The organism is Nocardia sp. NPDC052001 (assembly GCF_040680615.1).
GTDB lineage: Bacteria > Actinomycetota > Actinomycetes > Mycobacteriales > Mycobacteriaceae > Nocardia.
In genome coordinates this window covers 306,665-325,099 of sequence record NZ_JBFAXC010000003.1, presented here as the reverse complement: position 1 = coordinate 325,099, position 18,435 = coordinate 306,665, and the positions used below count along the sequence as shown (strand labels likewise).

Sequence of the window (18,435 nt, the reverse complement as noted above, 5' to 3'; positions counted from 1 at the left end):
CCGTGCTCGAGGTGGCCCCTGTCGCGAGAGCCGTGGAGTCGCGGTGCGGCGGAGGTGGTGCCCAATTGGCGGGACAAGGCGATTTCGCTGATAAAGGGCCTGCGGGGATGGTGTATCCCGTTCTGCGGCAGGGTGATCGGCGTGGGCGGTGCGGTGCGGTGAGCCGACGGTGAGTTCGCGGTGAGGGGTGCGGATGATGCTTCGGGCATGACGAAGCGGCAGTTCAGCAGCAAGACCGTTCTTATCTGTGGTGCGAGCGTGGCGGGTCCGGCGCTGGCCTACTGGCTGCATCGGCACGGGTTCACCGTGACGGTGGTGGAGGAAGCGCCCGCGCTGCGGGAGGGTGGATACAAGGTCGATATTCGCGGGGCCGCCATGCGGGTGGTGGAGCGAATGGGACTGCTGCCCGAGTTGAAGCGCGCCTCGACCGCCATGCGCGGGGGCGAGTGGGTGGATGGTTCAGGGAAGCCGCTGGCCACGCTCGGGCCGGATCTCATCGGACTGCGCGCGCCGGGTGACGATGAGGTGCTGCGGGGCGATCTGGCCCGAATCCTGTTCGATGCCACCAAGAATGACGTCCGGTACCTTTTCGGCGATTCCATCGCGGATATGTCCCAGGGCTCGAACGGCGTCTCGGTGCGCTTCCGGAACGCGCCCCCGGAGGTCTTCGATCTGGTGATCGGCGCGGACGGCGCGCATTCCACGGTGCGCCGCAGCACATTCGGCCCCGAGGAGCAGTTCGCCCGGCACACCGGTATGGCCGCATGCGTCATCTCGGTGCCCAACTATCTGGGCCTGGATCACTGGGAGATCATGCATCCGATGCCGGGCCGCGTCGTGCAGGTGTACAGCACGCAGCGGCATTCGGCCAAGGCGCAGTTCATCTTCGGCGCTCCGGACGGCCTGCCCGATCGCCGCGATATCGCCGCGCAGCAGCGACTGGTGGCGGAATCGTTCGCGGACGCGGGCTGGGAAACCCCGAACCTGTTGCGCCACCTGGCCGATTCACCGGACTTCTATTTCGATTCGGTCAGCCAGATCCACCTGGAGCGCTGGTCGAGCGGCCGCGTCGCTGTGGTCGGTGACGCCGCGTACTGCCCTTCCCCGCTGTCCGGGCAGGGTACCAGCATGGCGCTGGTCGGCGCGTATGTCCTTGCGGGCGAACTGAAAGCGGCGCGCGGCGAGCACCGCATCGCCTTCGCGCGCTACCAGGACCGCATGCGCGAATACATCGACCTGAACCTGACGATCGGCTGGGACAACGCCACCCGCATGGTCGCCGCCGACAAATTCGCCGTGTGGATTCAAACCACCGCCATGCGGGCCCTGCGCCACCTCCCGTGGAAGGGCATGGCCCTGCGCTCGATCACGAAGCCACTCGAGCACGCCGCCAACGCGATCCGCCTCGAACAGTATTGAGAGCCCTCGGGCCACTGCGTCAGCGCGTTCTGTCTCACAGTCCGCAGACCTGCGTCGCCCCTTTCCCTGGCGGCGCTCCCGAATCCCCCTCCAAATACGCCGGCCCCGCCTCAGCAGAGGCGGGGCCGGCGAAAAGTGTTGTGCGATAGGCGGAACGTCAGTTCCAGTCGCCCCAGCCGTCGCTGGTGCTCAGGGTGCCGCCCTTGGTGTTCTTGACGACCACCGGGTCACCCTTCTTCACATTGTCCATGAACCACTTGGCATCCTCGGTGGACACGTTCAGGCAGCCGTGCGAGGTGTTCGAATAGCCCTGCTGCGCAACGCTCCACGGCGCGGCGTGCACGAAGATGCCGCTGTTGGACATGCGGGTGGCGTACTCGACCTCGAGCTTGTAGCCCTCGGGCGCGGTGGTGGGCACACCGTAGGTGGACGAGTCCATGATCATCTTGCGATTGCGCTCGCTGACGATGTAGGTGCCGTTCGGGGTCTCGTGCCCGGTCTTGCCCATGGAGGTGGGCATGGTGCGCACCACTTCACCGTTGCGGGTGACCACGATCTCGTGGGTGGTGTCATCGGCGGTGGCGATGAATTCGTCGCCGATCTCGAAGGCGGTCTTGGTGCCGCCGCCTTCGACGGTCACCTTGGAGCCGGACGGCCAGAACTCCTCGGGCCGCCAGCGCACCTGGCTGTCGCCGCGCCAGTAGAAGTGCCCGTCCACCTTGTTGGTGGAGGTGATGCGAATGGACTTCTCGGCGGCGGCGTGATCGCTCACCGGCTCCTTGAAGTTGATGATGATGGGCTGCGCCACGCCGACGTTGTCGCCGTCACCGGGGGTGATGTTCGGTGCGGTGAAGTTCGCGGGCGGCAGCGGCGAGCTCGCGCCGGGCGCGGTGGGCAGATCGCCGGGTACGGGCTGCGGCATGACGGCGGAGGGCACACCCGGGACTTCCGGGCCGCCCGGCCATAGTGGGGCGGCTGAGGCGGGCGCGGCCACCAGGGCTCCGGTCGCCGCGATGGCGGCGAGGGAAATCAGTCCATACCGGGTGTTGCGCACAGCTAGGTGTCCTTCCGATCCTTGTTCATACGCAGATCGCGGGCACAGCTCTACCCGCGTAGGTCCCAACCCCGGGTTCATTCCTACCTTGCGATTCTGCGTGTGCCAATCGACTTGCGCCGGTTATGCGTACAGACCTTTTGGTGTGTTCCGGGGCACACAACCGGTAAGGGCCGAATCGCCGGTGTGTTATCGCCGTTCGCGTCGGCGATTCCCTAATCGGACCGGTTGTCCGGTCACGACGGCCGAGTCGATATGCCCAAACCTGGTTGTGATCGAAATCACTGACGTCGCATCAGGGTTCGAGCACATCGAAGGTAATGGCCGCACGCGGACCGGTCGCGATATTGTGCGGCACCGTCCACGGCGCGCGCCCGCGCGCGAACCGCGGCGACAGCCGTAATCGCACCGACCCGAGCAGCGTCGCCAGCACTATCCGCAGTTCGTAATCGGCGAGCGCGGCCCCCACGCAGCGCCGGTGCCCACCGCCGAACGGTGCGAATTCGAATGGGCTGTACCGGCGTTCGAGGAAGCGTTCGGGCCGGAACCGCTGTGGTTCACTCCACACCTGTGGATCACTGTGCAGTAATTGTACGGAGAGCCCCATGGTGTCCCCCGCCACCAGCGGTGCGCCGCGCAGTTCGAAATCACCGGTGAGCCTGCGCAATACGATCGGCACCGGCGGGTGCAGGCGCAGCGTCTCCTGGCAGACCGCGTCCAGATAGGGCAGTTCGGCCAGTTCGACCGGATCGATATCGGTTCCGGCGGAGGCGAGTTCGGCGCGCAACCGCTCCAGCGCAGCCGGTTCGCGGTGTAATCGGTACAGCGCCCACACCAGTACCGTCGCGGTGGTCTCGTGTCCGGCCACGATGAGCGTGCGCAATTGTTCGCGCAGTTCGATATCACCGAGCCCGCTGCCGTCCGTATATCTGGTCTCCAGCAGCATTCCGAGCATATCCGCGCCGCTGTTCGCGCCCGGATCCATACGCCGCCGGTCGATTTCGGTATCGATGAGCGTGTCCAGCCGATCCCGAGCCGCGAGAAACCTTTCCCAGCCGGACAATCCGAACATATTGCGACGCAGGGCCGGAACCAGGAACAGCGGCCCGCCGAACGAGGAAAGGAATTCGGTTGTGGCCGAGGTGTATTCGGCCAGCAGCCGCGGATCCTCGATCCCGAACACCGCCGCCAGGATGACCCGCAATGTCATGGCGCGCGCGGCTTCCCGCGCATCGATCCGCGTGCCCGGCCGCCAGGCCCGCCCGGTGCGCGCACCGGCCAGTTCGTCCCGCGCGGTCTCACGAATAACGGTGCCGTAGGCGCTGATTCGCTGTCGATGGAAGGCCGGCGCCAAAACCGACCGTTCCTTCCTATGTCGTTCCCCGCGCGCCAGGATCAGGGAGGCGGGGCCGACCATGGGTTCGATCGGATTGGGCAGCGGCGGTTCCAGCAATTCCACCGGCGCGCGGAACATCTCGCGCGCCCCCGCCGCGGTGCCGGTGAACACCGCGGATCCGAAGGCCGGGAACCGCATCAGGAACGGATCGCCGTCCCGCCCGCGCCGCCAGTCGAAGTAGCGCTCCAGATCGATCGCGGCGGCCAGTGCGTGCAGCGGCACCGGCCGGGGTTCGCGCAGCAGCGTCCCGGTGGCGGATCGATCGGTGCTACTCATGCTCCCCTATACGTTGCCGGTACCCGCTCCGGTTCGAGGATCGGCTGGTGGGTGGCCATATGGCTCGACGTTTGTCGTATTTGTCGTGTATGCATGGGCATTGAACTTCGCGCCTGGTATTACTCGAATTTAGGACATTTTCGTGTTGCGTCAGCAGATCTCCGCCCGGATTGCCGCCCCGGCCGTCGCCGCCGCAGCCCTGCTGCTCGCGGGGTGCGGCTCCACCATCTCGGGCACACCGGTGGCCGCCCCGCCCGGACTGGACTCGGTCGTCACCACCTCCACACCCAAGCCGTCCGGTAAGCCGACGCAGGGCAACCGCCCGACCACCACCAACGCCGACAAGGGCGGCGACACCGATTTCCAGGCCAGCATCGGCGATTGCGTGAAACTCGGCGGCACCACCGAGAACGCCAGTATCCACAAGGCGACCTGCGGGAGCAAGGACTCCAATTACAAGGTGGTGGCCAAGGCGCGCACCAACGCCCAGTGCCCGAGCGATATCGATCAGGCATATTACGAGACCGTGGTCGGTGTCGAGACCGGCGCGCTCTGCCTGGATATCGACTGGGTCGTGAACGACTGCCTGGATCTGGGCGCCAAGGGCAGCAATGCCGATCCCAAGCGCATCGACTGCTCCACCCGCGGCGCGGCCAACGGCGTGAAGGTGCTCGCGATCATGAAGAACAGCACCAGCGTCGACGAATGCGCCGACGGCGACTCCGGTTACGTCTACGACGAGCGCAAAATCGTCATCTGCGTCAACACGCTGTAGCAGCCCCATAGATATAAGGAGCGGGGCGGTGATCCATCGGATCACCGCCCCGCTCAGTCTGTTTCGCGCCACAGCGCGGTTCGTCTCGCCCGGCTAGATCGGGTAGTACCCGGAGCCGATGCCGCCGTGCCCGTTCAGATCCGCCATGATCGCGGACATATTGGTACCGACCTCCGGGCCGAAGCAGGCCAGGGCCAGGTACGCGTTCACCATGCCCACCAGGGTGGTGCCGACGACGACCGGAGCGCCGGAATCGCCCTCCACCACGCACATCTGGCTCCAGGTCTCCACATTGCTGGCGAAGACGTCACCCCAGGAGAGTCCGCAGGTATTGCCGGTGGTGCGGCCTTCCTTGCAGACGATCATCGGGAAGCTCGGCGGCCCGCCGAGTCCGGTGATGGTGACATTGCCGATCCGGTTCACCGGGATGACCCGGTCCCCGAAGAATTCGATGACCGCGTAGTCCAGATCATGGTTCGAATAGACGAACCGGCCGATCTGTCCTGCGCCGCGGTCCTTTTCGGCCCATACCTTCGCGCCCGCGTCACCGCAGTGCCCCGCGGTGAGCCCGACCAGCCGACCGGTGCCGTCATGCCCGATGGTGGTGACGGTGCACTCGAACATGTCATCGATGATGATGCCGGAGCCACCACCGATGACTGCCGGAGCGGGGTCGGCGTTCGCGGCCCCGGTGCCCAGCAGCGCGGTCCCCAGGGCGATTGCGAAGACGCCGGCCACACCGGCGAGTTTCCTGAACATGTCCCTCCAGACGTCGGAAGCCGCTCGAGTCAAGCTGCGGAACTCATCCTGTCAGTATTCGTTCCGGGTTGCTGCTTGTACTGCCACATGTTGCGGAGCCGTGTCCTGCTCGTCTTCGCGAGCGATACCGAGTTGGATACGAGTTATGGAATTAATGCATAACTCGCTTCGATTTCCGATAAATTCTCTCCCATTAATTCTTACCCGGCGAAGCTTCACATCTCTGGAAATCGTTCGCAAACGCTTGCGAAATTAGAACAAGTTCTAGTTGTTTGCCTGGTTCTTTGTGACAAAAACCAACCGTGATCTGCCAGTTCACAACAGTTCATGCAAAGTGATCTGCCTCTATGACTGAAACCACAACGCGTGGTGTGTTTTTCCTAACTCCGTAGTAAGGTGCGTCAAGCAAACAGGTGCCGGAGGCGGGTAACCCGGCGTCGAGAGGGGTAGTCAGTGCAGTTGACCAAGAGCCCGGGTGGGCAGGGGAGCCCCACGGAGTCGCGGATGAACGCAGCCGTGGACTGGGCCAGAGGCTACTGGCAGGACCATCCACAGAAGTCGCTGGAAACCGGCGGCCGAATGATGGCCATGGGCGTCTCCGCAATCGCCGAGTTGTTCATCGCGATCTTCCGGAAGCGTTTCCCCTTCGCCGAGTTCGTCCGGCAGTGCGCGTTCATGGCGAATGTCGCCGCCGCGCCCACCCTGCTGGTCGCCATTCCGATCGGCGTCATCGTCTCCATTCAGGTCGGCTCGGTCGCCGGACAGGTCGGCGCGACCTCGTTCATCGGCGCGGCCAATGGCCTGGGCATCATTCAGCAGGGCGCGCCACTGGTCACCTCGCTGATGATCGCCGGCGCGGTCGGCTCCGCCATCACCGCCGATCTCGGCTCGCGCACCATTCGCGAGGAGATCGACGCCATGAAGGTGATGGGCGTCGATCCGATGCGCCGCCTGGTCGCCCCGCGACTCGGCGCGGCCATGCTGGTCTCGGTACTGCTCTGCGGCTTCGTGGTTTTCGTCGGCTTCCTGACCGGCTACGTCTTCAATATCTTCGCGCAGGGCGGCACCCCCGGCTCCTACGTCGGCACCTTCGCCTCCTTCGCGATCACGACGGATTTGTTTGTGGCGCTGCTCAAGTCATTGATCTTCGGCGTGCTCGCGGCGATCATCGCCTGCGATGCCGGACTGAACACCCGCGGCGGTCCGGGCGGTGTGGCCAACTCGGTGAACACCGCGGTCGTCATGTCCGCGGTGATGCTCTTCGGCGTGAATCTGATTCTCACGCAGGTCTACAACTCCCTGTTCCCCCCACAGATGGTCTGAGTCGTGTCAGCAACGTATGTTCCGCCGCTGCTGCGGCCGTTCCAACGGATCAAGGGTGTGGCCTCCTCGCCGCGTGACTTCGTCGCGCGCATCGGCCACCAGGTCTTCTTCTTCCTGCGCTCGCTCGGCTCGATGCCGATGGCGTTCCGGCACTACCCCAAAGAGGTGTGGCGGCTGCTGTCCGATGTCACCTGGGGCAACGGCAATCTCATCGTCGGCGGCGGCACCATCGGCGTCGTGCTCATCCTGTCCGCGTTCGGCGGTATGACGGTCGCCATCCAGGGCTACACCTCGCTGAACCTGCTCGGCCTGAGCCCGCTGACCGGTGCCATCTCCGCGTTCGCCACCACCCGTGAGCTCGGCCCGATGCTCGCCACCCTCGCCTTCGCGGCGCAGGCGGGCTGCAGGTTCACCGCGCAGCTGGGCGCCATGCGCATCTCCGAGGAGATCGACGCGCTGGAATCGGTTGCCATCCGGCCGCTTCCGTACCTGGTGAGCACCCGCATGATCGCGGCCATGATCGCCATCGTGCCGCTGTACTGCCTGGCGCTGCCGTTCGCGTACATCTCCTGCTCGCTGACCGTGCAGTTGATCGGCGGCACCGCGTCCGGGACATTCCAGCACTACTTCTATCAGTTCCTGGTGCCGCACGATGTGCTGTACTCACTGCTGAAGGCGATCATCTTCGTCGCGATCACCACGTTCATCCAGTGCTACTACGGGTTTTTCGCCTCCGGCGGTCCCGAGGGCGTTGGTGTCGCGGCGGGTCGCGCGATCAAGCTGAGCATCATCGCGGTGGTGTTCGCGGACCTGTTCATCACGTTGGCCATCTGGGGCGTCAACCCCGGCATTCGGATCTCGGGATAAGGGGGCGCACAGCATGATTCTCGATCCCAGCGGCCGCGGCCCGACCATGCGGCAACTGCTCATCGCGGGTGTCGCCGGACTCGTCGTCTTCGCACTCATCCTGGGTTTCCTGATGGCGCGCTACAAGGGCGCGTTCGTCGACAAGGTCAATGTCACCGCGAACCTCACCACCACCGGTGACGGCCTGCCCGATAACGCGGACGTGAAGTTCCGCGGCGTGCTGGTCGGCGCGGTCAAGAATGTCTCGGTCGCCGCCAAAGGTGAACTGCAGCAGGTCCACATCGAGATGAAGCCGGAGTACACCGGCGGCATTCCCGCGAATGTGACCGCGCGCGTGGTGCCCTCCAACCTGTTCGCCGTCACCTCGGTGGAGCTGGTCTACAACGGCGCGGACGCCACGCACCTCAAAGAGGGTTCGCAGATCTCCGAGGACCGCTCCAAAGGCACCATCGCACTGCAGGACACGCTCACCACGGTCCGCAATATCCTCGGCAAGATCGATCCGATTCAGTTCGGCCGGGTGCTCGGCACGCTGTCCTACGCCCTCGACGGTTCCGGTCGCATGCCCGGCTCCTCCATCGAGCGGGTGGACCGCTGGCTGCAGTCGGTCGACGATTCGATTCCGGATCTCGGCGTCATGCTGAGCGACTTCTCCAATTCCTTCCGCGCGCTCAACCAGTCCGCACCGGAATTGATGGGCGTGCTCAGCGAATCGGTGAAGACCGCGCAGACCATCGCCGATCGCCGCGCCGAACTCACCTCGCTGATCTCCGGCACCGCGGTCACCGTGGACAAGGTCAACGCCCTGTTCGCGCGAAACCCCAACGTGGGCAAGGACGTCACGACCGGCACCAGCGCACTGTTCGGCGCCCTGTCCGATGATCCGAACGCCATCCCGCAGGCCATCGCGAACCTGAACAACTCGGTGCGCAAGCTCGGGTCCACATTCCACTGGGGCCCGCAGAAGCAGATGATCTGGAATATGGGGCTCACCTTCACGCCCTATAAGCCGTACACCCGTGACGACTGCCCGCGCTACGGCGAACTGGCCGCCCCGAGCTGCGCCAGCGCGCCACTCATCTCCGATCCCGGCACGCTGCCGGAATCGTTGCGGCCCAAGTCCCTCGACGTCGCCGCCGGGCTGCCGAAACTGCCGCCGCCCGCGGGCTTCCCGCTGATCCCGGGCCTGACGATGGTCGAGCCGACCCCCGCCGCCGGTGACACCGCACCCGCCAACCCCTTCGCGGGCACCCCGCTGCAGGGCCTCTTCCCGAACGCCGCCCCCGCGGCGCCGGGCAATCAGCCGGCCGCGGCGCCCGCCGCCGCACCGGCGTCACAGCAGACGCTGCCCAAGGGCGGGACAATCTCCTACCCCGGTGACTCCGCTATTACCGCGCTGCTGGGCCGTCGCCCGTCAGCGGCCGAATACCTGCTGCTGAGCCCGATTCTGAGGGATGGAACCTTGCAAGTGACCGAAAGCGAGCCCGGTCGATGAGCATTCGCAAACCGCTGATCGGTTTCGGCATCTTCGCGATCGTGTCCGTCCTGGTGACCGCGGTCATCTGGAATACCCTGGCGCGCACCGTGGACGGGTCCACCAACCGATACACCGCGACCTTCACCGATGTGCTCGGCCTGCGCAAGGGCGATGACGTCCGGATGGCGGGCGTGCGCGTCGGCAAGGTCGAAGAGATCAAGCTGGACAAGAAGAACGCCGCCGAGGTGACCTTCATCGTGCAGCGCGATCAAACGCTGTACGGCGATACCAAGGCGCTGGTCCGCTACCAGAACCTGATCGGCCAGCGCTATATCGCGCTGGCGGAGCCGGTCAAGGGCAAGCCGGTCTCCGGCACGCACACGGTCCTGAAGAACAACGGGGCCATTCCGGTCGAGCGCACCGAACCGTCCTTCGACGTGTCCGGTCTGCTCAACGGTTTCCAGCCGCTGTTCCAGGTGCTGCAACCGGATCAGGTGAACAACCTGTCCAACACCTTCATCCAGGCACTGCAGGGTGACGGGGTCTCGTTGAGCGCCTTCATCACCCAGGCCGCCACCCTGGCCACCGACTTCCAGCGCCGCGACGCCATCCTCTCGGATGTGATCACCAATCTCTCCGGTGTCATGTCCGGTCTGGCCAAGCGCGGTGACGAACTGGAAACCCTGGTGACGCAGACCCGTTCGCTGATCGGCGGACTGTACGCGCAGGGCCAGTCGCTGCAGACCTCCACCGTGCAGATCGCCGACGCGACCTCCGCGCTGGTGACCATGATCGGTCAGATCCAGCCGAAACTCGTGCTGGCACAGAACTCCACGCATGACGCGCTCGCGCTGCTGCTCGCCAATGGCGACAAGCTCGACAAGGGCGCGGTGGACTTCCCCAACATCCTCACCGATATCGGCAAGTTCACCCAGAACGGCACCTACGCCAACGCGTACGTGTGCAGCCTGGATGTCTCGCTGTACGGAATCCTCTTCCCGCGCGGTCTGTTCAACCAGATCGGCGGCAACTCCCACTCGGCGGTGTGCCGGCCATGATGGTGAAACTCAAGTCCCGCTTCAACGCCAATCGCAATCTGTGGCTCGGCCTGTTCGGCGTGCTGCTCATCGTCGGCCTGCTGGCCGGTTCGACGCTGTACCGCCAGATCGGTATCGGCGAGAAGACCATCAAGGCCGAATTCGTGCAGACCGCGGGCATCAAGACCGGTGACAAGGTCGCGGTCTCGGGTGTCTCGGTCGGCACGGTCACCGGCGCCGAACTCGAGGGCGACCATGTGATGGTCTCGCTCTCGGTGAGCAACGACGTCAAGTTCGGACCCGATGCCAAGGCGTCGATCAAGATGGCGACCCTGCTCGGCGCGCGCTATGTCGATCTGGTGCCCGGTGACGGCTCCGGCCTGAAGAACAATCGAATTCCCAAGTCCAACACGTCCGTTCCCTACAACCTGGCCGATGTGGTGCAGGAGGGCACGCCGAAGTTCGAGGAACTCGACACCAAGAAGCTCGCCGATTCGCTCAATCTGATCAATCAGCAGATGGGTGACTCCCCGCAGCTCACGGTGCAGGCGCTGGATTCGGTCGGCGCGCTGGCCAAGACCATGAACGACCGCAAGGGCGAGGTCGACCAGCTGCTCAAGGATCTGGACCGGGTCACCAAGATCCTCGGCGACAACCGCAACAGCGTGCTGCTGGTCATCACCCAGGGCGAGGCCATCGCCAACCGGGTGATGGAACGGCAGACCCTGCTGCGCACCCTGCTGGACAATGTCGCCACGCTCAGCAGTCAGTTGCAGCAGATCGGCGCGCAGAACGACAACCAGTTCGGCCCGACCCTGATCCAGCTCAACACCATGGCCGAGGGTCTGCAGAAGAACAAGGACAACCTGGATCGCCTGCTGTCCGCCATGCCGGTCGGCGTGCGCACGTTCAACAACGCGTTCGGTGACGGCAACTACGGCAATGTCGGTCTGCCGTGGCTGTTCCCGGACAACTGGTTGTGCTTCGCTCAAGTCATTCAGGGGTGCCAGGGATGAAATCGGTCAAGCTCGAGGTCGGGCGCATCGCCAAGGCCGCCATGATCGGCACCGCCGCGCTCGCGGTCGGCAGCTGCTCCATCGTGCCGCTCGGGGTGAAGGACGCGGTCGGTCAGACCCAGCACTTCACCGCCGACTTCCTCAATATCGCGGGCATGTTCGAGGGCAACCCGATCACCGTGCTCGGGCTCGATGTCGGCAAGGTCGACAAGATCGTGCCCAAGGGTCAGTACGTCGAGGTGCACATGACGGTGGACGCCGGCGTGGACATCCCGAAAAACGTGCAGGCGGCGCTGATTTCGCCGTCCATCGTGACGGACCGCCATATCGAGCTGACCCCGCGCTACACCGGCGGGGACAAGCTGAAGGACGGCGCGCACCTGACCACCCAGCAGACCAAGACCCCGGTCGAGCTGGACACCATGATCAAGACCATCGACACCTTCGCCGCGGCGCTCAAGCCGACCGACGGCAATGACGGTCTCGGTCCGCTGTCCGGTCGCGTGCTGTACCCGATGATGAACGGGAACGGCGAGAAGATGCGCGATGTGCTCAACTCGCTCTCGGGAGCGCTGAAGGTCGGTGTCGACAACAAGGACGCCGTCTCCACGATCATCATCAAGCTGAACGAACTGACCACCATGCTGGCCGACAACGACCAGTCGGTCCGGGATTTCAGCAATCGCATGACCCAGATGACCGGGCTGCTCGCCGACCAGGCCCCCGGCCTGCAGGCCACGCTGGAACAGCTCAATGCCTTCCTGGCCAACACCAGTGGCGCGTTCTCGCAGTACTCCGATCAGCTCAACGGCACCCTCACCGGCCTCACCAATGTCACCAATCAGCTGCGCGCCAACGCCGCCGGTGTCATCGAGGTCGTCGACACCGCACCGCTGCTCATGCAGAACCTGGACCGCTCGGTGAACCGGCAGGGCCAGTTCATCCGCCTGCACGCGGTGCTCGGCACGGTGCTGTCCGGCGAGATCATCAGCCTGTTCTGTGAACGCATCCAGATGAAATCGGACGGCTGCCGCACCGGCAAGGTGGAGGACCTCGGCCCCGATCTCGGCCTGATGGCGGCAATGTTGGGAATGACGAAATGAGCAACCGTTTCCGCCGAGAGTTGCGGTCGGGCAGGCGAACCCGGCACACCATCGTCGCGCTGGCGGTGGCGGCCTCCACCCTCGCGGTCTCCGGCTGCGGCCTGACCGTGGAGAGCCTGCCGCTGCCCAAGCCCGGCGCGGGCGATAAGACATACACCATCCACGCGGTCTTCGACAACGCGCTGAATCTGCCGGACCAGGCCAAGGTGAAGATCGGCGGCTCCGACGTCGGCGTCGTCACCAAGATCAGCACCAAGGATTTCAAGGCCAATGTCGATCTGGCCATCCGCACCGATATCGAATTGCCCACCGGCAGTACGGCGGAACTGCGGCAGGCCACGCCACTGGGTGACGTCTTCGTCGCGGTGTCCAAGCCCAAGACCGATCCGGGCGTGCAGATGCTCAAAAACGGTGACACGCTGACGAATACGTCGGCGGGCGCCACCGTGGAAGAACTGCTGCTGTCGATTTCCATGCTGTTCAACGGCGGCGGTATCGCGGCCCTGTCCAAACTGACCTCCGAGATGGACTCCATCGTCGGCGGCAAGGGGCAGACGCTGGCCCACCTGATCACCGAAATGACCGGTGTGGTGGGCAGTCTCAACAACAACAGCTCGCGGGTGGACAGTGTGCTCGCCCAATTCAGCGCGCTGGCCAACACCATTCAGGCCAATCACGATCAGCTCGGCCAGGTGGCGAATACGCTGCCCGCCATGATCGGCGCGGTCGCGGAGAACAATCAGGCGCTCGGCGATCTGCTCACCAAGATCTCCACAACCAGTGCGGCCCTGGGCGATTACGCCAACACCACCTCCGGTGATCTGGCCAGTCTGCTCGACAATGTGCAGCAGTTGATGGCCGCGCTGGCTCGCACCGAGCCCGACTTCGGTCCCATGCTCGACGCCATCCACGAGCTGCGGCCGGCGGTGGACGCATCGTTCAAGGGCAATACGCTCGCGGTGGCGGCCACGCTCAGCATGCTCGATATCGGCCTGCTCACCGATCCGGCCAATAGCAAGTTCCCGGACCTGCGCGACCTGAACGACTTCGGGGGCAGCCTGATCCAGGTACTGCAGATCATTTACGGCCGGATCAACGGGGGCCACCGATGAATTGGGTGAAGAACCACAAGAACCTGGTGTCGAATTCGGCGCTGGTGCTCATTCTGCTCGTCGGCGCGACCTATCTGGCGATCAGCGTCATGCGGGTCAATCCGCTGCGCGAAACCTACCGGGTCACGGTCGATCTGGATCGCTCCGGCGGTCTGCAGTCCGGCAATGACGTCACCCTGCGCGGTTACCGCATCGGCAAGGTCACCGATATCAAGCTGGAGAAGGACGGCTCCGCCATCGCGGCGACCGTCGAGATCGACAAGAAGTACCGCATCCCCAGCGATACCGTGATTTCGGTGGGCGCGCTGTCCGGCGCGGGTGAGCAGTATCTGGATTTCCGGCCCAATACCGATAAGGCGCCGTTCCTGAACAACGGCTCGATCGTCCAGTTCGACAAGGACAAGGTCAAGACGCCGACCCCGGTGTGGTCGGTGCTGGACAATTCCAGTGAGCTGATCTCGCAGATCGATCCGGACAAATTCTCCACCATCCTCACCGAACTCGACACCGCGCTGTCCGGTGGACCGGATCAGCTACGATCGCTCATCAACGGCATCAGCCTGGCGACCACCGGCCTGGACAACCTGCTGCCGCAGACCACGAATCTGATCAAGAACCTGCAGACGATCAATGCCACCACCTCGTTGGCGCAGCCGGATCTGGCTACGCTGACCCGCAATTCGAGTGTGTTGTTCCAGCAGTTCAACGATGCCAATGCCGAACTTCAGAAGATCCTGGAGCAGGCGCCCGCGCAATTGCAGGCCCTCGGAGCGGTGCTCGACAAGACCGCCGACCCGATGACCAGCCTGGCCGCCAATTTCGCCGCCATCACCAAGGGCGCGATACTGCGGCAGCCCGCCCTGCGCGCGCTGTTCCCGGCGCTGGTGGTCGGCACCTCGGCCATGGGTGTGCCGGCGCACGACGGCGAGTTCTACACCATCGTCGATATCTGGCCGCGTCCCTTCTGCGACTACTCGACGAAGCAGATCCGCCCCGAAGCAGCGACCGACGCCACCCTCTCCAAGTGGGGCAGCTACTGCACCAATGGACAGGCGGACCAGCAGATTCGCGGTTCGGGCAACGCCCCGCGACCGGATGTGCCGAACAATGGCGCGTACCCGCCCGCGGGTGCCGACCAGAACGAGCGGACTCTCCCGCCGATCCGGTGAGCGGGCATACTCGCTGAAGAACCTAGAACGGTGCGCCCGCAGCGCACCGAGGAAGTGATCGATACATGTCGGATGACGCTGCCCAGGACAAGAAAACCGAAGACGACTCGATCGCCGAGGCCGATGTACAGGGCAGCGCCGACGTAACGCCGACGGCGAAGCAGGAAGCGGCCGAACCGGAAACGGTCGCCCTCGGCAAGGACACCGACGCCGCCGACAAGGCCGCCGCCGCGGATGAGCCAGCCGACGCGATCCCCGCCGCACCGGTTGCGGCCGCGGCGGAGGTGCCGCCCGTTCCGGCGAGCTCGGCTTCGGCCACCCCGCCGCCCACGGCGAAGTCGTCGTCCTCGCTGCCGTTGCCGTTGATCGCCGCTTTCGCGGCGGGCGTACTGCTGGTCGCCGCGATCGGCGCGGTCGTGTTCTTCTGGCTGCAGTCGAACAAGGACAAGAACGAACTCGCCGACCGCGACGATTCCACCAAGGCCGCCTGCGATTTCGTCAAAACCGTCTCGGTCTACGACGACAAGAGCCTCGGCGACTACGTGCAGCGCGTCCAGGCCGCCACCACCGGTGACTTCCGGGACATGTTCGACAAGATGTCCGGCGACCTCAAGGACGTGCTGACCAGTGTGCACGCCTCCTCGAAGCTGAACACGGTCCGCTGCGGCTGGGAATCCGGTGACGACTCCAAGGCCACCGTCCTGGTCAGCCTCACCCAGACCTCCAGCAACACCATGCGCGCTCAGCCCCTGGTGCTGACCCTGCCCACCTACGCCGAACTGGAGAAGAAGGACGGCAAGTGGCTCGTCTCCAAGTTCGAGCCCATCGCCGACAACGGCAACAACGGCCTCTTCCCCGGCGGCGGCTCCCCCTCCACCCAACAGCCCGCCCCCTCCGGAGCCCCGGCCCCGGCCCCCACCCCGGCCCCGGGTAACTAAGACACCACACGAAAAGGCCCGCTCCCGATAGAAATCGGAGGCGGGCCTTTGTGATCGAACGGTTGAGGCTGGCGTCCCGAACCCGGCATCGCACCTGCCGAGGGTTCAGCTCGTTTCGATCCAGCGTCGCACCGCCGAGGGTTTGGGGTCGCGTCCTCGATCGAGTGTCACCGCGTCTGCCTGGGGGTTTGGGGGCGTAGCCCCAAGACCCAGCGTCAGCGTCCCCCCATTTCCCTGTTCTAGAACAGGGTCAGCGCGTCGGGCGCCGGGGTTTTCGCCGGGGTGGCCCTGCGACGCGGAGTCGCCGGGGCCGTATGCGCTTGCGCCACGATCTTTTCGGCGACCGCCGAGACATTCTCCACCGGCGAGATCACCGGAATCGGCTCCGTCATCGGATCGATCGGAATCGGCTCGGTGATCGGATCATCGGTGGTGACATCGGGCGCGGGCTCGAGCGTCCCGGCGGCGATGGCGCGCGCGGCCTGCCCGCACAGCGTGTCCGCCTGCTCGTTGAAGTAGTTGCCGACATGTCCCCGCACCCAGCGGAATCGCACGGGTCCGGGCCGGGTGCTGATGGCCTGATCGATCGCCCGGATCAATTCCAGGTTCTTCACCGGCCCCCCGCTGGAGGTCTTCCACCCGTTCCGCCGCCACCCGTTGATCCATTCGGAGGCGCACTTGATCGCGTAGAGCGAATCGGATTCGATGAACAGCGGTTCCGAGCTGGGATGGGCGCGGATGGCTTCCAATAGCGCGCGTAGCTCCGCGATCTGGTTGGTGCCCGAGGCCGCACCGCCGCTGGCCGATCCGCCCGCGTGATTGACCCACGCCCAGCCGATGGCTCCGCCCGGGTTACGCAGGCACGATCCGTCGGTGCTCACGATGATCATGCTCACAACCCTACGCAATCCGGCCGACAAGATCCGTTCCGTGGAATTCCTCTATCTCCCTTCGCAATTGCGATTCGGTGCGTCGCACGGCCGATTGTACGGCGGCGGCCAGCATTCGGGAGAGCAGGCGGCCGGTGAGCCCGCGCGGAACGCGGTACTCGGTTTCCGAGGTCAGCACCGCACGACCGTAGCCGAGCGGATCGAATCGCAGGGTGATGACGCACAGTGGTGCGCCGATCGGGGTGCCGCCATCGTGCTGCTGCGCGGGCGCCGACTTCCCCGTCCTGCGTCTGCGCAGCGTGTATTCGATGACCGCGTTGCGGCGGTAGTCGGTGATCTCGCATTCGATGACCGGATGCCAGAAGCCGACCCGCAGCGTGGTGCCGAAGATGGCGCCCGAGCCGTGATCGCTGTCTCCGAGGGGTTCGAAGGCGGTGACGGCGAAGGCCCAGTCCGGTACGAACTGATGGTTGTCGGTATAGGTGAACGCGACCTCCACCGGTGCCCCGACGTCGCACGCGTATTTCATGTGGCCCATAGGTGCTCCCTGTCCCACGGCTGCCAACAAAAGTACTACAGCAATCCTATTTAATGAATGGATACCCGGATTTGCTGTGCGTGCGCAATTCGGTCAGTTGTCCAATTGTTCGGCGATATGTGCCGCGATCGGCAGCGCCGAAGTTGCGGCCGGTGACGGCGCATTGAGCACGTGCACCGACCTCGCCGTCCGTTCGATCAGGAAATCGTGTACCAGCGTGCCATCGCGCCGCACCGCTTGCGCGCGGATGCCGGCCTCGCGTGGCAACAGATCCGCTACCGTCAATTCCGGGCAGTAGCGCCGGCACTCCGCGAGATATCCGCGCCGGAACATCGAATTGCGCATCTCGCGCAGTCCCGTTCGCACATTGGCCGCGGCCACCCGGTGAAAACCCGGGAATCCCAGGATTTCCCGCGCATCGCGCAGATTCACGCTGCCCTTGCGATATCCCTCGCGCGCCAATCCGAGCACCGCGTTGGGCCCGACAGTGAGCCCGCCGTCGATGGTCGGGCTCAAATGCACGCCCAGGAACGGCAATTCGGGATCGGGAATGGGGTAGATGAGCGTGCTCACCAGGCCCTTGCGCTCGGGCGGCAGCTGGTAATACTCACCGCGGAACGGCACGATGCGCAGGTCGGGGCGCAATCCGGCGAGCGCGGCGAGCCGATCGGCCTGCAATCCGCCGCACACCACCAGCCGGGCCGCCCGCCAGCTCCCGGCGGGACCGGAAACGGTTACCGCATCGGCGTTCTCGTCGATCGCGGTGATCTCCGCGCCGAGCCGGATCTCGCCACCGGCCGCGCGGATCGCCTCGGCCAGCGCCGCGGTGACCAGCTTGTAGTCGATGATCCCGGTGCTCGCCACGAACAGCGCGCCCACCCCGGTGATCCGGGGTTCGCGGCGCACCAGTTCGGCGGCGTCGAGCAGTTCCACCTCGACGTCATTGGTCACCGACCGCTCGTACAGGGCCAGCATCCGGGCGTGTTCGGCGGAATCGGTGGCCACCAGCAGTTTTCCGCACACCTCGAACGGAATGCCGTGCGCCGCCGCGAATTCCTTGGTCTGTGCGGCCCCGGCCCGGCACAGCCGCGCCTTGAGACTGCCGGGCTCGTAATAGATTCCGGAGTGGATCACTCCGCTGTTGTGCCCGGTCTGGTGCACGCCCAGCGCATCCGCCTTCTCGAGCAGCAGCAGGCTCGCGCCGGGATGCCGTTCGAGAATGCGGTGCGCGGTGGCCACTCCGACGATGCCGCCGCCGATCACGCAGTAGTCGTACACACCGGAAG

At 65.1% G+C, this 18,435-nt stretch carries 17 protein-coding genes; 11 read left to right on the top strand and 6 right to left on the bottom strand.

The annotated features are described in order from the left end of the window. Positions 1–207: 207 nt before the first annotated feature. The gene (locus AB0L82_RS16900; RefSeq protein WP_364636755.1) at positions 208–1,419 is read left to right on the top strand and encodes an FAD-dependent monooxygenase; all 1,212 of its coding nucleotides are present in this window, start codon (positions 208–210) and stop codon (positions 1,417–1,419) included. Between the two features lie 157 nt (positions 1,420–1,576). Here the strand turns inward: AB0L82_RS16900 and AB0L82_RS16895 are convergent, their stop codons facing one another. Then, on the bottom strand, positions 1,577–2,473 hold the full coding sequence (locus tag AB0L82_RS16895) for a L,D-transpeptidase (RefSeq protein ID WP_364636753.1): 897 nt from the start codon (positions 2,471–2,473) through the stop codon (positions 1,577–1,579). 295 nt (positions 2,474–2,768) lie between these two features. After that, a complete protein-coding gene (locus tag AB0L82_RS16890; protein WP_364636751.1) occupies positions 2,769–4,145 on the bottom strand; it encodes a cytochrome P450 in 1,377 nt (458 codons plus the stop codon). 142 nt (positions 4,146–4,287) lie between these two features. Here AB0L82_RS16890 and AB0L82_RS16885 point away from each other — a divergent pair, with 142 nt between their 5' ends. Then, positions 4,288–4,920: a hypothetical protein gene (locus AB0L82_RS16885; protein WP_364636749.1), complete on the top strand. Its 633-nt coding sequence runs from the start codon at positions 4,288–4,290 to the stop codon at positions 4,918–4,920. A gap of 93 nt (positions 4,921–5,013) precedes the next feature. On the opposite strand, the gene AB0L82_RS16880 is transcribed toward AB0L82_RS16885, so the two are convergent. Next, complete coding sequence (locus AB0L82_RS16880; RefSeq protein ID WP_364636747.1) at positions 5,014–5,679, bottom strand: serine protease; 666 nt, start codon at positions 5,677–5,679, stop codon at positions 5,014–5,016. Between the two features lie 504 nt (positions 5,680–6,183). Between AB0L82_RS16880 and AB0L82_RS16875 the strand changes: the two genes are divergently transcribed. The 9 genes from AB0L82_RS16875 (at position 6,184) to AB0L82_RS16835 (ending at position 15,721) form a co-directional block, all read left to right on the top strand. Continuing rightward, positions 6,184–7,002, top strand: a complete 819-nt coding sequence (locus tag AB0L82_RS16875) for an ABC transporter permease (protein ID WP_364636745.1) — start codon at positions 6,184–6,186, stop codon at positions 7,000–7,002. Between the two features lie 3 nt (positions 7,003–7,005). Beyond that, positions 7,006–7,869 carry an ABC transporter permease gene (locus tag AB0L82_RS16870; RefSeq protein WP_364636743.1) on the top strand — a complete coding sequence of 288 codons (864 nt, stop codon included), beginning with the start codon at positions 7,006–7,008 and terminating at the stop codon, positions 7,867–7,869. 13 nt (positions 7,870–7,882) lie between these two features. Next, positions 7,883–9,364 carry an MCE family protein gene (locus AB0L82_RS16865; protein ID WP_364636741.1) on the top strand — a complete coding sequence of 494 codons (1,482 nt, stop codon included), beginning with the start codon at positions 7,883–7,885 and terminating at the stop codon, positions 9,362–9,364. Continuing rightward, a complete protein-coding gene (locus tag AB0L82_RS16860) occupies positions 9,361–10,404 on the top strand; it encodes an MlaD family protein (RefSeq protein ID WP_364636739.1) in 1,044 nt (347 codons plus the stop codon). The genes AB0L82_RS16865 and AB0L82_RS16860 overlap by 4 nt, the downstream gene beginning before the upstream one ends. Then, a complete protein-coding gene (locus AB0L82_RS16855; RefSeq protein ID WP_364637934.1) occupies positions 10,404–11,399 on the top strand; it encodes an MCE family protein in 996 nt (331 codons plus the stop codon). Before AB0L82_RS16860 ends, AB0L82_RS16855 begins: the two co-directional genes overlap by 1 nt. Continuing rightward, a complete protein-coding gene (locus tag AB0L82_RS16850) occupies positions 11,396–12,502 on the top strand; it encodes an MlaD family protein (RefSeq protein WP_364636737.1) in 1,107 nt (368 codons plus the stop codon). Before AB0L82_RS16855 ends, AB0L82_RS16850 begins: the two co-directional genes overlap by 4 nt. Further along, positions 12,499–13,614 (top strand): MlaD family protein, encoded by a 1,116-nt coding sequence (locus tag AB0L82_RS16845; RefSeq protein ID WP_364636735.1) that lies wholly within the window; start codon positions 12,499–12,501, stop codon positions 13,612–13,614. Before AB0L82_RS16850 ends, AB0L82_RS16845 begins: the two co-directional genes overlap by 4 nt. Further along, entirely contained in the window at positions 13,611–14,783 is a 1,173-nt protein-coding gene (locus AB0L82_RS16840; RefSeq protein ID WP_364636733.1) for an MlaD family protein, read from the top strand. The genes AB0L82_RS16845 and AB0L82_RS16840 overlap by 4 nt, the downstream gene beginning before the upstream one ends. A gap of 65 nt (positions 14,784–14,848) precedes the next feature. After that, a complete protein-coding gene (locus tag AB0L82_RS16835; RefSeq protein ID WP_364636731.1) occupies positions 14,849–15,721 on the top strand; it encodes a hypothetical protein in 873 nt (290 codons plus the stop codon). A gap of 239 nt (positions 15,722–15,960) precedes the next feature. Here the strand turns inward: AB0L82_RS16835 and AB0L82_RS16830 are convergent, their stop codons facing one another. From AB0L82_RS16830 to lhgO, 3 genes are all read right to left on the bottom strand, one after another. After that, positions 15,961–16,611, bottom strand: a complete 651-nt coding sequence (locus tag AB0L82_RS16830) for a ribonuclease H (protein ID WP_364636729.1) — start codon at positions 16,609–16,611, stop codon at positions 15,961–15,963. Between the two features lie 10 nt (positions 16,612–16,621). Beyond that, a complete protein-coding gene (locus AB0L82_RS16825; RefSeq protein WP_364636727.1) occupies positions 16,622–17,149 on the bottom strand; it encodes an SRPBCC family protein in 528 nt (175 codons plus the stop codon). A 93-nt stretch (positions 17,150–17,242) separates the two neighbouring features. Then, on the bottom strand, positions 17,243–18,427 hold the full coding sequence (gene lhgO / locus AB0L82_RS16820) for an L-2-hydroxyglutarate oxidase (protein WP_364636725.1): 1,185 nt from the start codon (positions 18,425–18,427) through the stop codon (positions 17,243–17,245). Between the last annotated feature and the right edge of the window lie 8 nt (positions 18,428–18,435).